The sequence below is a fragment of the Roseobacter denitrificans OCh 114 genome (genome assembly GCF_000014045.1).
Lineage (GTDB): Bacteria > Pseudomonadota > Alphaproteobacteria > Rhodobacterales > Rhodobacteraceae > Roseobacter > Roseobacter denitrificans.
The window spans coordinates 3,998,660-4,013,441 of record NC_008209.1 but is presented as its reverse complement, the minus strand read 5'-3'; the positions used below and the strand labels follow the sequence as shown (position 1 = coordinate 4,013,441).

The 14,782-nt window shown below is 59.7% G+C and carries 11 protein-coding genes and 1 pseudogene; 2 read left to right on the top strand and 10 right to left on the bottom strand.

Annotated features, from left to right (window positions below; genetic code table 11):
• Window positions 1-11: 11 nt before the first annotated feature.
• The gene (locus tag RD1_RS18945) at window positions 12-2,414 is read left to right on the top strand and encodes a YbcC family protein (protein ID WP_011570194.1); all 2,403 of its coding nucleotides are present in this window, start codon (window positions 12-14) and stop codon (window positions 2,412-2,414) included.
• Window positions 2,415-2,481: 67 nt separating this feature from the next.
• Here the strand turns inward: RD1_RS18945 and argE are convergent, their stop codons facing one another.
• The 5 genes and pseudogenes from argE to RD1_RS18920 all read right to left on the bottom strand — a co-directional run bounded on the left by argE (window position 2,482) and on the right by RD1_RS18920 (window position 8,039).
• Window positions 2,482-3,630 carry an acetylornithine deacetylase gene (gene argE, locus RD1_RS18940; protein WP_011570193.1) on the bottom strand — a complete coding sequence of 383 codons (1,149 nt, stop codon included), beginning with the start codon at window positions 3,628-3,630 and terminating at the stop codon, window positions 2,482-2,484.
• A gap of 12 nt (window positions 3,631-3,642) precedes the next feature.
• Window positions 3,643-5,711, bottom strand: a pseudogene (locus tag RD1_RS18935) (FAD-dependent oxidoreductase).
• Between the two features lie 106 nt (window positions 5,712-5,817).
• Window positions 5,818-6,753, bottom strand: coding sequence for a LysR family transcriptional regulator (locus RD1_RS18930; RefSeq protein WP_011570190.1), 936 nt, complete (start codon window positions 6,751-6,753; stop codon window positions 5,818-5,820).
• A gap of 198 nt (window positions 6,754-6,951) precedes the next feature.
• On the bottom strand, window positions 6,952-7,626 hold the full coding sequence (locus tag RD1_RS18925; RefSeq protein ID WP_011570189.1) for a DUF1028 domain-containing protein: 675 nt from the start codon (window positions 7,624-7,626) through the stop codon (window positions 6,952-6,954).
• Complete coding sequence (locus RD1_RS18920) at window positions 7,623-8,039, bottom strand: RidA family protein (RefSeq protein WP_011570188.1); 417 nt, start codon at window positions 8,037-8,039, stop codon at window positions 7,623-7,625. The genes RD1_RS18925 and RD1_RS18920 overlap by 4 nt, the downstream gene beginning before the upstream one ends.
• A gap of 277 nt (window positions 8,040-8,316) precedes the next feature.
• On the opposite strand from RD1_RS18920, the gene RD1_RS18915 reads away from it, so the two are divergent.
• The gene (locus RD1_RS18915; RefSeq protein ID WP_011570186.1) at window positions 8,317-9,612 is read left to right on the top strand and encodes a flavin-containing monooxygenase; all 1,296 of its coding nucleotides are present in this window, start codon (window positions 8,317-8,319) and stop codon (window positions 9,610-9,612) included.
• A 45-nt stretch (window positions 9,613-9,657) separates the two neighbouring features.
• Here RD1_RS18915 and RD1_RS18910 read toward each other — a convergent pair whose 3' ends face one another.
• The 5 genes from RD1_RS18910 to RD1_RS18890 form a co-directional block, all read right to left on the bottom strand.
• Window positions 9,658-10,695 (bottom strand): histone deacetylase family protein, encoded by a 1,038-nt coding sequence (locus RD1_RS18910; protein ID WP_011570185.1) that lies wholly within the window; start codon window positions 10,693-10,695, stop codon window positions 9,658-9,660.
• A gap of 66 nt (window positions 10,696-10,761) precedes the next feature.
• Window positions 10,762-11,796, bottom strand: coding sequence for an extracellular solute-binding protein (locus RD1_RS18905; protein WP_011570184.1), 1,035 nt, complete (start codon window positions 11,794-11,796; stop codon window positions 10,762-10,764).
• A 17-nt stretch (window positions 11,797-11,813) separates the two neighbouring features.
• The gene (locus RD1_RS18900; RefSeq protein WP_011570183.1) at window positions 11,814-12,623 is read right to left on the bottom strand and encodes an ABC transporter permease; all 810 of its coding nucleotides are present in this window, start codon (window positions 12,621-12,623) and stop codon (window positions 11,814-11,816) included.
• Between the two features lie 3 nt (window positions 12,624-12,626).
• Window positions 12,627-13,553: an ABC transporter permease gene (locus RD1_RS18895; protein ID WP_011570182.1), complete on the bottom strand. Its 927-nt coding sequence runs from the start codon at window positions 13,551-13,553 to the stop codon at window positions 12,627-12,629.
• On the bottom strand, window positions 13,553-14,644 hold the full coding sequence (locus tag RD1_RS18890) for an ABC transporter ATP-binding protein (RefSeq protein ID WP_011570181.1): 1,092 nt from the start codon (window positions 14,642-14,644) through the stop codon (window positions 13,553-13,555). Before RD1_RS18890 ends, RD1_RS18895 begins: the two co-directional genes overlap by 1 nt.
• Window positions 14,645-14,782: the final 138 nt, after the last annotated feature.

Sequence of the window (14,782 nt, the reverse complement as noted above, 5' to 3'; positions counted from 1 at the left end):
GGATCAAGATCATGAATACCAATTCCGAACTTTCGCTTGAAAACCTCAATGCTGCCGGTGATGCCGCCGCGCGTGCGATCCCGCCGCTCTGGCCGCTCGCGTCCTCAGTTGCGGTCAACCCCTACCTCGGTCAGACCGCTGAAACGCTGGCGCTGGCGGGGGCGCGGCTGGGCCGTGTCGGGGGCGTGCCGGTCACGATGCCGCGCGCGTGGTACGCCGCGCGGATCGCTGATGGCACCATCACCGATGCGGACCTGTCGGCGGCGCTGGCCGTCAACCCGACAGCAGCGGCTGATCTGGAAGCCCTGAAAGCACATGCCGAACAACCCGAGAGCGCGCAGAAACCCCTGCCAACGCTGGCTGACCTTGCCGCCGACGCATCCGGCATTGACTGGCCCGGCATCCTCGCGGATCGCATTGGTCTCTGGGCGGCGGGGTATTTTGATCAGGGTCAGGCGCTTTGGGCTGCGCCCCACAGACGCGGGGCCTATGATGCATGGCGCCAATACGCGACCCATGACCTGACGCCTGAAATCGCCGGGCTGAGCGGTTTTGCGCAATTTGTCAGCGAAACGCCCGATACGGCGGATCAGGCAAGCACGCGGGCGGCAAACCGGTTGGGGCTGAGCGATGCCGCGCTTGAGACCTACCTGCATCAGCTGTTGTTCACGCTCGGCGGTTGGGCGCAAGTAGCGCGCTACCGGCTGTGGCAGGCAGAGCTTGCCGGCAAGAGCGATGCGACAATCACGGATATGCTGACGATCCGCCTTCTCTGGGAAGAAGCGCTTTTCGCCCAGTACGAGGAAGAGATCGGAGCCGAGTGGGAAAAGGTCGTGGCCGCACATGCCGCTCCCGTCGCCTCGGATGCGGATTTGCAGGTGAACGCGGTGCTGCAAGAGGCGTGGGAGCGGGCAGGTCAAAGAGATCTGGCGGAGACGTTTTCCATGCCCGCGCCCAAGGCTGATGACACGCGCCCTGCGTTGCAGGCAGCCTTTTGCATCGACGTGCGTTCAGAGGTCTTCAGGCGTGCACTCGAAAGCCTGACGCCTGACATCAAGACCCTCGGCTTTGCCGGTTTCTTCGGGCTGACGCCCGCGCATAAGGGTTTTGCCTCGGATGTGGATGAATTGCGCCTGCCGGTTTTGCTCAACCCCGGTCTGACATCCACATCGCAGGGCGATGATGCAGAGGCGGATCAGACGGCCCGTTTCAAGGCCCGCGCCAGCCGGGCATGGGGCCGGTTCAAACTGGCAGCGGTCTCTTCTTTCGCCTTTGTGGAGGCGACGGGGCCAATCTATGCGGGCAAACTGGTGCGCGATGCGCTCAACATGGCCCCGAATGACGTGCCGGGCGGGCCGATGCCCCGGCTGGACCCGTCGGTTGATCTGGCCGCGCAAACGGATGCGGCGGAAACCATTCTGCGGGCCATGTCGTTCACCGACAACTTTGCACGGCTTGTCGTTCTGGCGGGACATGGAGCCAATGTGGTCAACAACCCCTTTGCAAGCGGTTTGCATTGCGGGGCCTGTGGTGGGTATTCGGGTGAGGTGAACGCGCGTCTGCTGGCGGGTTTGCTGAACAATGTGGACGTGCGCCGCGGGTTGGTTGAACGTGGGATTACGATCCCAGACGACACGATCTTTGTCGGCGCGTTGCATGATACGACCACCGATGCGATGACGCTTTATGAGGCGGATCATCCGTCAAAGGCACATGCCGCTGACCTCAAACAGGCCAAGGCGTGGTTCCTGTCCGCAGGGTCCGTCACCCGCGCGGAACGTGCGCTGCGCCTGCCGCGGGCGGAAGGGACTGACGACATAAACCTGCGCAGCCGGGACTGGGCGGAAACCCGGCCGGAATGGGCCTTGGCCGGATGCAAGGCCTTTGTCGCGGCCCCGCGCCAGCGCACAGCGGGCAGGAGCCTTGAAGGGCGGGCGTTTTTGCATGACTACGATTGGCAGCAGGACAAGGGGTTCGGCGTGCTGGAGCTGATCATGACCGCACCCGTCGTCGTCGCCAGCTGGATCAGCCTGCAATACTATGGCTCGACCGTGTCGCCTGATGTGTTCGGCTCCGGCAACAAGCTTTTGCACAATGTCACCGGCGGCATCGGCGTGGTTGAGGGCAACGGCGGCACGCTGCGCACAGGTCTGCCATGGCAATCCGTACATGAGGGCGAAGACTTTGCCCATGAGCCTTTGCGCCTGTCGGTCTGCATCGAAGCGCCGCGCGAAGCGATGAGCGATATTCTCAAGCGTCATGACGGGGTGCGGGCCTTGTTTGACAACCGTTGGCTGCATTTGTTCGCGCTGGATGAGAATGGCCAGATGGCGTGGCGTTACGAGGGCGACCTTGAATGGTCGCAGATGCCAGTCGCTTCTGAGGCCATCCCCGAAACCGAGGTGGCTGCGTAAAGCCACCGACTGTGCGGCGCGGTCCGTATCGGGCTGCGCGGCCAAAGGATGCAACTGCGCGGCTGTCTTAGCCGGTCAGATCCTGTAGCACACGCGCCATCATTGCATCGCATTGATCAAGTTGCGCAAGGTCGAGACCCTCATCCGCTTTATGCCCATCGCGGGCCATGTCGCCCGGCCCGATCACCAGCGTGTTCAACCCGAGGTCAGCGAAAAATCCGGCCTCGGTGCCAAAGGCAACCTTGGTCGTCTCACCGCCTTCGGTCATCTTGCGGGCCCAGTCAATCGCCGGGGCGTCCTCTGCGACGCGCAATCCCGGGTAGCTGTTGCGGACATCCACGTTCACAGCACTGCGCGGGCCGAAAACTTCTGCAGTGCGTCTGGCGGCGGCGTTGATCTCGGCCAGAATGCCGCCCGGTGATGCATCGGCAAGATGCCGGAATTCCATGGTGAGCGTCACAAGGTCTGGCACGATGTTCAGCGCCTGACCGCCGGAAATCTGCCCGACATGGATCGTGGAATAGGGGATGTTATAGGCATCATCGCCAACCCCCTCGGCCAGCTTGGCCTGAAGTGTTTGCAACTCGGTCACGAAATGGGACGCCACATGGATCGCATTCACGAATTGCGGGGCCAGCGCGCTGTGGCCTGCCTGCCCGTGGCATGTGACCTCCAGCGCCGATTTGCCCTTGTGCCCGACGGCGATCTGCATGGCGGTCGGCTCCCCAACGATCACCACATCGGGTCTCGCGATGAGGGGCTTCAGTTCTGGCAGCATCTCGCGCAGCCCGACGCAACCGATCTCTTCATCGTAGGACAAAACGAGGCTGAGCGGGGCTTTGAGGCGGCTTGTCTGCGCATGTTCCGCCATGGCGAGGGCAGAGGCCAGAAATCCCTTCATATCCGTCGCCCCGCGCCCGAAAACGCGCGCCCCCTCTTGCGTGAGCTTGAAGGCAGGGCGGGTCCAGTTTTGCCCCTCGACAGGCACAACATCGGTATGACCGGACAGGCAGATGCCCCCGTCGATCCGGGGTCCGATCCGCGCAAAAATCCCCGCCTTGTCGCGCGCCGGCGACCAGATGCGCATTACCTCAAAGCCGCAGCCGCTCAACTGCGCCTCGGCCCAGTCGATCAGATCAAGGTTGCTGTCACGGCTGACCGTCGGAAAGGCCACCAATCTGTCGAGCAAAGCCAGAGTGCGGGTCGGGTGCGGCATGAAGGCTCCGGTTTAATCTCGTGCAAGCTCGGTTATTTCACGGCGGAAGGGAAGGGCATCGCCGATGTCGTCCCCGTCGAGTTCGCGCGCATATCTGTGACCTGCGTAAGTGGCCCATGCGATAGGGCCGGGCGCATTGGCATCGCCGATCAGCTTGACCGATTTTATGCCCGCATCCGCCCACTCATCTTCGCGGGACTTGAGGTCCAGATAAACGCCGTTGTTCTCAAGCTTTGAGGCGACCATCACGACGGCCTCGCAGGCGCAATTGCGGATCGCATCCGTGTAAACGCAGTTGGCTTTGACATGATCCTGCGCGATTTCAGCAACGCCGTGGTTGAGGATGATTTCCACGCCCATCCCGGCCAGTTTCTTGTGGATCGCATGTTGTTCAAGCGTGTTCACCGTCCAGTCCGACAGATAGGCAGAGGGCGTGATGATCGTCACATCGCAACCTTCCTGCACCAACAATTCAGCCAGAACGCCGCCCATGTAATAGTGATCATCATCATAGATCACGACCTTGCCGCCGGGTTTTGTGCCCCTCATGATGTCATCGGGCGTATAAAGCGGCATGCCGGCATCCAGCGGCATCGGGACCACGTGCTGTCGGCTCACCCCATCGCGACGCCAATGCGCCCCCGTTGCGATACAGACGTTTTCAAAGCCGAATTCTAGGATGCTGCCCGCGTCCAGTTCGCTGTCAAAATAGGTTTCGACGTTGGGTTTCTGGCTGATCTGGTATTCGCGATAATCCACGACCCGGCCCATGCGCTCAGCCCCGGCAACTGCCGCTCGCGGGTGACACGGCCGCCTAAAACGGTGCCCGCTTCGGCAAGCGCCACGTTATATCCGCGTTCAGACAGGGCGCGCGCCGCCTCCAGACCTGCCGGGCCGGACCCCACGACGAGCACGTTCTCGCTGACGCCTTTGGCGTTCATCTGTTCGGGGTGCCAGCCTTTGCGCCATTCTTCCATGAAGGTGGGGTTCTGCGTGCAGCGGCTGATCGACATGGTCATATCCCCCGTGATGCAGATGTTGCAGCCAATGCACTCGCGGATATCTTCGATCCGTCCCTCTTCGATCTTTTTGGGCAGGAATGGGTCGGCGATGGATGGGCGTGCGCAGCCGATGAAATCAAGCGTGCCTGTGCGGATCATCTTGGCCATTACGTCGGGCGAGGTAAACCGCCCGACACCGACGATGGGCCTGTCCGTCAACTCGTGAATGCCGCGCACCAGTTGCTCTTGTGCTGCTTCTTCCTTGAAGCGTGAGGGGCCGGAGCAATCCTCCCACGTGCCTTGGGCGAGATCCCACAGATCTGGCAGATCGCAGTTCATCTCGATAAAGTCGCGCACCTCCGCGTTTGAAAACCCCAGATCACCGATTGTCTCGTCCAGCGAGACACGCAGTGTGATGCCCATCGTGTCCCCGACGGCATCCCTTATGTCGGCAATCACCTCATTGATGAACCTTGCGCGGTTCTCAAGGCTGCCGCCGTATTCATCGCTGCGCTGGTTGGTGGCGCGGCTCAGAAAGTGCTGGAAAATGCCAAAGCCATGCGCGCCGTAAAGGCAGATCAGATCAAACCCTGCCGCCTTGGATCGCTTGGCTGCGTTCACAAACCACCGCCGCAGATCGCGAATGTCGGATTTATCCAGCGCACGCGCCTGAACCGGGTCATTGGTGAAGGTGCGGATCGGCATGGCAGACACGGCCAGCGGAACCTCCTTGGTATAAAGGTTCGGGCCGTTTATCCCTGAATAGGCAAGCTGGATACCCGCCAAGGCACCGTATTCCTTCATCTTTTCCGACATTTTGCGCAGTTGCGGGATGTCTTTGTCTTCCCAGAGGCGCAATTCGATGAAGGGCGTGATTTCGGAGGTGTGGTGCATCTCGCATTGCTCGGTAAACACAACGCCCCATCCCCCCTGCGATTTGATGCCCCGCATGGCGGCGGCGGCAGACGGGTCGCGATACCCCCCGCCGTTGCAATGGGGCACCTGATAGAAACGGTTCTTTGCAGTGACTGGTCCGATCTGCATCGGCTCGAACAGAATATCGTAGCGTGGATCGCGCACTCTTCTCTCCCGGGGGCTGCATTTGGGGCAGTCTATCCAGCAGCCCGTGACCTCAACAGTCGGTGTTGCAAAAGCCTTGGTTAGGGCGGTCCTAAGTCCGGGCGTCTCAAGGATCGCGGATCAGGTTCAAACCGGGGACCTGCCCGTCCTTATGTTCATTTTTGCAATGCTCGATAAAGGTGCGGATGACATTGACGCTTTCGGCCTGCGATGAGGTCAAAAACCCCAGTTGCATCGGGCGCGTGTCCCCCTCCAGCGGGATGAAACGCAACGGCTTGCCATCGGGGGAGCGGTCATTCAGCGGGCGCACATTCACGATGGAAAATCCGAAACCATTTGCAACAAGGCTGCGCATCACGGCCATATCGCGGGTCCTTTCGGCGATCTGCGGCTTGAGGCCCGTGGCCTCGAAAAACGACAGGAAGTATTCAGAACTGAACGGCAGGTCGAGCAGAACCATCGGGAATTCCAGCAAATCCGCGACGCTGACACGCGCGCGCCCGGCCAAGGGGTGATCGTCGCAAAGGATCGCATAGGGTGGCAGTGTCGCAATTGGCTGGAACTTCAGATCGCTTGGCAAATCAAGGTCATAGGTCAGAGCCACATCAATTTCACTGCGTCTGAGCATCGAGAAGATCTGCGCCTGATCCAATTCGTGCTGCGTTACACGCACATCCGGATAGCGTCGTTCGAAACTGGCCCTGAGGGCCGGGACGACCACCTGCGCAAAGGTCAAAAGCCCGCCAATCGACAAGGGGCCCTGCACGTTGCCGGAAATATCTGCCGCCAGATCAATTAGACCTTCGGCGTTCTGCAACACCAGTTTGGCCTGTTTGAGCATCTCGCGGCCCGCGAGCGTCGGGGACAGCCCTTGGGCATGCTGGCGCACAAAGAGGGGCAGGCCGAATTCCTTTTCCAACTGATTGATTGCTGCGGAAATCGAAGGCGAGGACACGTTCACCTTGTCTGCTGCCAGCGCAATGCTGCCCATCTCGCCAACCGCGACGAAGTATTCCAACTGGCGTAGGGTGAATCTGAGCATGGGTTTGGTCGTTCAATCTGGGATACGCCGTTCATTCAGGATGGCGCGAGGCGTTACACATCCATGCATGCACCGAAAGAACCTATCGAGGCCAGCGTGTTTCACGCAACGGGCTGAGAAATGTGCCGCGGCTGCGCTCACGTGGGCAGATGAAAGGCAAAACAGACCTTGGGTCGCCCTTCGCCAAAGGCGCAACCGTCAGTCGTCGCCCGGCACGCCATAAGACGGCGCCTCGCGCGGATCGAGGGCGCGTTGGACGTAAGCCTCCAGTTGCGGTTTGTAGACGTCCCACGCGGTCGCGACGTTCTCAATCGGGCACTCGGTCGTCCAGTCGCAGCGCAGATCCGCAACGGGCCAGCTGACCTTGTCGACAATCATCATCCCCGCTGAATGGACCGGCCCGGCTTCTCCACCCGCTGCCAGACCTGCGCGCAGGGCTGCGATCAAACGATCACCGATATGGCCCGCGCTGCGCAAAAAACCGTCCAGCATCGCCTGTGGGACGCCATCATTGTCCAACAGGTTCCCGCCGGAAGCTGCGTTTTGCGCCGTCGCCTGTGTCCAGATGCCCAGTGAGTTTGGGCCGGAGTGAATGGCCGTGCGCCCTGCGGCGTCAACGGCCAGAACCTGACGGTAGTCGATATGCTTGCCCCGTGCGCGCACCTGTTCAATCGCTTGCGCCGCGTCCAGACCCTGCGCCATCAAATCCAGCGCCAGCGGCCCCAGACTGGGGTCGGTGATGTTTTGTGAAGCAACCGCGCCAATTCCGGCACGAGCATGGGAACATCGTGCAGCCACCGCCGGCGAAGAGGAGGAGATTGCAACGCCGAACATGGCCGTGTCAGCGCAGCGGGCGACAATGGAAAAGGTCATTCCGGGATCACCGCCGTGCCGTCAATCTCAACCAGCCATTCGGGGCGGGCAAGCGCCTGGACCACTAGACCCGTCGAGACAGGATGCACGCCTTTGATGTATTCGCCCATGGTGCGATAGACGGCCTCGCGGTGGCGCACATCGGTGATGTAGACGACGACCTTGACCAGATGCTCCATCCCGCCACCTGCTTCTTCGATGAGTTGTTTGATGTTCTGCATGACCTTGTGGGTCTGTTCCACGGGGTCATGGCTGTCAAGATTGACCGCGTCATCAAGGTTCTGCGGGCATTGGCCGCGCAGCCAGACGGTTTTACCGCCCTGCGTGACCACGGCCTGACACAGATCATTGTCGAGGTTCTGCTCTGGGTAGGTGTCGGATGTGTTGAATTTCCGGATGCGGGTATGCGCCATTCTCATGTCCCTTTGTGCCAGCCGTAGCCGCACGCGCGGCCAGATTGCGTCGGAGCGTGCCGCAAATCACCGGCAGTGTCATGGGCTTTTGCGCCGACAAAGCGCACGGTCTGCCTCACTGGCGCTTAGCCTGAAGCTAAGGGCGCATCACCCACATGGCCCCTTTAGGTTCAGCCTAAGCAGTGCTGAATGATTTACTGTTTTCGCAGGCCAGACCTGCGCCCTAGGCTGGCAGGCCAAGACCCTGCGCCGCAAAAACCCACGAGAGGATAAATCCATGCCTGCTGAAAGAACGGATACTCTGGTTGTCGGTGCCGGTCAGGCCGGTATCGCCATGAGCGAGCATCTGAGCGCGCACGGCATTGCGCATGTCGTGTTGGAGCGCGACCGGATCGCGGAGCGTTGGCGCACATCGCGCTGGGATTCGCTGGTCGCCAACGGCCCGGCCTGGCACGACCGCTTTCCGAACCGTGATTTTGATGACCCCGATCATGATGCCTTTATCCCCAAGGAGGCCGTTGCCGACTACTTCGTCAATTACGCGGGCCAGATCGACGCGCCCGTGCGCTGCGGGGTCGCGGTGGAACAGGTCACGCGGCGCAAATCGGGTGGCGGTTTCGATGTCAAAACAACCGGTGGTGACTTTGAGGTCCAGCATATCGTTGCGGCAACCGGCGCGTTTCAAAACCCTGTCATGCCGGATCTTGTGCCGCCTGCGGATGGCCTTGTGCAAATTCATTCAAACACCTACCGCAACCCTGCGCAATTGCCACAGGGGGCGGTGATGGTCGTCGGGGCCGGGTCATCCGGTGCGCAGATCGCCGAAGAATTGATGAACGCGGGCAGGCAGGTCTATCTGTCGGTCGGCCCGCATGACCGCCCGCCCCGCGCCTACCGGGGGCGTGATTTCTGCTGGTGGCTGGGTGTGCTGGGCAAGTGGGACATGCAAACCCCCGGTCCGGGGACCGAACATGTGACCATTGCCGTCAGCGGTGCAAATGGCGGACGAACCGTTGATTTCAGGCGGTTTGCTGCGCAGGGCATGCAGCTTGTGGGTCGAACGCAGGCGTTCCGGGAGGGCCAGTTGCATTTTGCGGATGACCTGCGCGCGAACATCGCGAAGGGGGATGCAAACCACCTCTCCCTGCTGGATGAGGCGGACGCCTATATCGAACGTCTGGGTCTTGATCTGTCGCCGGACCCGGAGGAGCGCAAGCGCTGGCCTGACCCCGCCTGTCTGACGCAACCGATCCGCACGCTTGATCTGGCTGAGGCGGGGGTGACGTCGATCATCTGGGCCACCGGGTTTTCCTGCGACTACAGCTGGTTGCAAGTCGATACCTTTGATGCAAACGGCAAGCCGATCCACGCACGCGGTGTTTCAAGGGAGCCGGGGGTCTATTTTCTCGGGCTGCCCTGGCAGTCGCGGCGCGGCTCCTCGTTTATCTGGGGCGTGTGGCATGACGCGAAATTCGTGGCGGATCACATTGCGACGCAGCACAGCTACCTGACCTATCGCCCGTCGCAGCGCTCACAAAGCGAAGACACCGTGAACAAGGTGGCCACCGCCTGAGCGGTGCCGGATCACCACGCGCATGCGCCGATCCGGCCCAATCGTTTATGAGGCATTCGCGCGTTCGAATCCTTGCAGAACATTGACCGCATTGACGCCGATCTCATCGACGTCATAGCCCCCTTCCATGATGAAATGGGTCGGCAGCCCCGCGCTGGCGACATCCGCACCCATGGTCAGGAAATCATCGCTTTTCAGTTTGAAAAAACTGATTGGGTCGGTTTCGAACGTATCAACGCCGAGCGAGATGATCAGCACATCGGGTTTATATTCGGCGATGCGCGCAAGCCCTTTGTGCAAGGCTGCCTGCCAGACATCAAAGGGTGTATCGGGTGGCATTGGGAAGTTGAGGTTAAAGCCTGTGCCGGCACCGCTGCCTGTCTCTTCGGCGTGTCCAAGATGATAGGGGAAGGTCTCCAGCGGATCGCCATGCAGCGAGATGAAAAGCACATCGCTGCGGTCATAGAAAATATCCTGCGTGCCGTTCCCGTGGTGAAAATCAATATCGAGGATCGCAACGCGTTTGGCCCCGTGATCAAGGAAATGCTGCGCGCTGATCGCGGCGTTGTTGAAGAAGCAATAGCCGCCATACATATCCGCCGTCGCGTGATGGCCCGGTGGACGGCAAAGCGAAAAGACGGCCCCCGCACCGGAACGAATACGGGCCGCCCCTGTCAGTGCGACCTGCGCACTGGCGTAGGCGGCCTCCCATGTGCCCTCCGTCAGGCTGGTTTCACCGGCAAGCGCATAATAGCCCAACTGGCCTTCAACGTGGTTGGGCCGGATGTGTGACATGCGCCGCCCGACCCATGTTGTGGGGATCGCCTCACCGTTAAACCCCGCCACTTTCCAGCGCGCGGGGGCCGTTTTCAGAAATTCGACAAACTCGGCGTCATGAATGGCAAGGATCGGGCCCATGCCGAAATCATCGGGATCGCTGACCGGTCCCAGACCGGTTTCGCGGACGCGATCCAGCACGTATTCCGCACGGCTGGGCCGCTCGAAAGGTTCGACCAGTTCACCGCCACAGAGCTCCGTCTTGGCGTCGCGCAGTTTGTGTTTTTCCGTATAGATGGTTTCCATCTGGGGTCTTTCTCCGGCATGCGTGGCATCGGGCGGTGCAGGATGCAGCGCCCGGTGCCAGTGTCCCTATTTCTTGAGGTTGGTCCAGATGCGGTCATAGACGGCTTGAACTTCCTGCGTGCATGTTTCGACAAACACGCCCTCAATACCTGCTGGTGGGTTGCCTTCGGGTTCCAGCGCGAGGGCCGGATCATGAAAAGCCTCGCTGCCTTCAATCGCATCACGATACCGGGCGTAGTTGGTCACGGCGGCGATGTTTTCAGGTTCGAGCAGGAAGTCCATGAACAGGATCGCGTTGTCCCGGTTGGGCGCGTCTTTGAGCAAGACAACGCTGTCCATCCAGTTGACCCAGCCCTGTTTGGGGAAGGCATATTGGAGAGAGGCGCGATCTTCGCGCGCCTTGGCGCCAAAACCGTTAAAGATCATGCCCGCCGCCACATCGCCGGCGGCCAGAACTTCCTTGGCCGTGTCCGAGTTGAAAGACGCCCAATGCGGTTTGGCGGCCTGTAGCATGGCATCCAGCGCCTTGAGCTGTTCACGGTCGCTTGAACACTGCGGGATGCCCATATGCACAGCCGCCAGAGCGAGAACCTCGCCCTGACTGTCGATCATATTGATCTTGCCCTGCAATTCCGCGGGCGGGTTGAAGATGATGTCGGTGGTGTTGATGTCCCCGGAATAGGCTGCCGTATCCACCGAAAAGCTGGTCGTGCCCCCTTGATAGGGGATCGAATGGCGCAGGCCGGGATCATAGGCGGGGTCGCGGAACCCGGCTTTGATGTTGTTCATGTTCTTGCGCTCGCCTTCGGCGATTTCATCCGCCATGCCTTCCGCAATCAGGATCGAAACCATGTAATCAGTCGGAACAACCACGTCATAGCTGCCCAGGGCCCCGGCTTTCAGCGTGGCCAGCATCGCTTCGTTGGAATCGTAGGTGTCCATGACCACTTCGACATCATGTTCTGCCGCGAATTTATCGAGCAATTCTTGCGGAATATACTCAAACCAGTGATAGATGGAGAGCTTTCCCTCGGCCTGTGCGCCGCCCGTGGCCAAAATGAGTGCCACGATGGCGGCTGTTGATCTGAGTAGTGGTTTCATTGGTTTTCCCCGTTGGTTTACTTCTTGTCGCCGGATTTACTGACGAAATATGAGATCGTGACCATCACGATCGAGAATGCCAACAACATGGTTGAAATGGCCATGATATTGGGTTTGATGCCCTGTTTGACCGCCCCGAAGATCGCCGTCGGCAGCGTTTCCACACCTGCGCCTTTTACGAAATTCGTGATGATGAAATCATCCAGCGAAATGATGAAAGCGAGCAGAAACCCCGAAATGATACCGGGCATCATCAGCGGCAGCAGGATCTTGGTAAACGCCTGCCGCTTGGTGGCATAAAGGTCCATGGCAGCCTGTTCATAGGTATCTTCGATGCCCTGCATGCGCGCGGCAATGGGCAGGTAGGCGAAGGGAATGCAAAAGGCGATATGCGCCAGCAGAATGGTCAACAGCCCACGTTCAAAGCCGATGGAGTTGAAGAAAATTAGGGTCGCAACGGCGGTGACGATTTCCGGCACCATCAGCGGCAGTGAAATTAGCCCAAGTGACACAAGTCGCAGTCGAAACCGCCCGCCCCGGATCATCGCCGTTGCCGCAAAGGTCGCGATCGTCGTGGACACCGTGGCGGCGATGATGGCGATGACGAAACTGTTGCGTGCCGCGACCTTGAACTTGGCGCTTTCCGGTCCGACAAAGACGTCCTTGTACCATCTGAGGGAAAAACCTTCCCAGACCACGATGGATGCGGAGGCGTTGAAGCTGTAGATCATGACCACCATCAGCGGCACATAGAGGATCAGCAGGCAGAGCACCGTGATCTGGGCGAAGCCGGGATAGGCTTTGACGTCGAATTTGCGCGCGGCCATGGCTCAACCGCTCCCGCGATTGGCGCGGGCCTGCTGGCGCGCGTAAAAGAGCAGGATCAGCAACACGAGGGTCAGCAGGATCATCGAGGCCGCCGCTCCAAAGGGCCAGTTGCCAGCGTTGCCCTTGAACTGCTCTTCGATCAGCGAGCCGATCATGAAATTCTTGGCCCCGCCCAGCAGGTCGGGGGCGAGAAACGCGCCCAAAGAGGGTACGAACACCAGAATGCAGCCCGCGATGACGCCCGGTTTGACCGAAGGTAGAATGATCCGGCGCAGCGTCGTCCATTTGGAGGCATAAAGATCCGATGCCGCCTCGCTGAGCGAAAAGTTGTAGCGTTCAACAGCGGCGTAGATCGGCAGGACCATGAAGGGCAGGTAGGAATAGAAAAGACCGATCTGCACGGCGAAATTGGTGTTGATCATCTGCAGGGGGCTGTCGATCAGGCCGCTCCACATCAGGGTATTGTTGATCGGCCCTTCCTCGCGCAGCATGAACCGCATGGAGACCGTGCGGATCAAAAGGTTGACCCAATAGGGAATGGTGATCAAAAACACCCAGAGCGGGCGTACATTTGCAGGGCGCGTGGCGATGAAATAGGCGGTCGGAAAGCCGATCAGCAGGCTGAGGATGGTCGCCAGCCCTGCCTGCCAGATCGAGCGCCAGAAGATCGTAATATATGTCCATTCGATGGTGCAGGGTTCATCACCGAAAAGGCCCCGGTCGCAAAAAAACTGGTCATAGGCTGCGAAGGAAAACTCCCAGATGACGCCGCCGCGAAACTCCTTGGTCAGGAACGAATAGACCAGCATCAACGATACAGGCAGCAGCACAAGCACGACCAGCGTGACCCAGGCGGGCATCAAAAGCCATGTGCGTGCTTCCTTGTAAGTGTCGCCCTGTGTGCCGCCGCTGGCAGTGCCGCCCGCCATCAGTTCGCCAGCAACCGGGCAGAGCCGAATTCGACATCGACGAAAACCTCCGCGCCGGGTTCAAATGTCATTGACCTGCCGATCTCGGAGTTCTGCGTGCGCACGGCCAGCGGCATTCCGCCCTGCAGATGCACAATCGTCTGCACATCGGTTCCGGCATAGATATTTTCGACGACCTGTGCCTGAAAGTTCTCTGTTTCAACCTTGCTGCTGCGCAGTTTTATCCGCTCAGGGCGGATGGACATATGCACCCGATCGCCGACGTCCATGCCCGCCACCGCGTCACAGGTCAGGGTAAGGCCATTTAAAAACGCACACAGCACGCGGGTGCCGTCACGTGATTTGATTGTCACCTCAAACAGATTGGTCTCCCCGATGAAATCAGCGACAAACCGGTTCGCAGGCTTTTCATAGATGTCGCGGGCATCGCCGAGTTGCTGTAATTCGCCTGCGGACATCACCGCGATCCGGTCCGACATCGTCAACGCTTCGTCCTGATCATGGGTCACAAAGATGAATGTGATGCCCGTTTCGCGTTGCAAATGCTTTAGCTCTAGCTGCATCGCTTTGCGCAGTTTCAGATCGAGGGCCGACAGTGGCTCATCCAGCAACAAGACCTTTGGTTGCGGGGCCAGCGCGCGGGCCAGCGCCACACGTTGCTGCTGACCGCCAGACAGTTGCGACGGTTTGCGATTGGCGAATTGCGACAGTTGCACCAGTTCCAGAATTTCGCCCGCCCGCGCGCGTGCCTGCGCTTTGGGCTTGCCCAGCATTTCCAGTCCGAAGCCCACGTTTTCCATCACGTCCATATGCGGAAAAAGCGCGTAGTTCTGAAAGACCGTGTTGACCGGGCGCCTGTTGGGCGGCAAATCCTCGATTTCCTCACCATAGAGGAAAATTTCACCCTCCGTGACATCTTCGAAACCGGCGATCATCCGCAAAAGCGTTGTTTTTCCGCAGCCTGACGGACCAAGCAGCGTGAAGAATTCATTGTCCCGGATCGACAGCGAGATCGTTTTGAGGGCGGTGAAATCACCATAACGCTTTACCGCGTTTCGCACGTCAATCGCGTTTGGAACCTCATGCGACACCTGTTTTCCCCACGTGCGTCAGACCTTCTGAAACCATATTGAGCGGGTTTCCTTGGCGTAAGCAATCTCTGCCTTAGTCTGCATTAGGCACAGCCTAAGAACATCCTTTGTTTCCCATGTGCATAATGGTCATTCCTT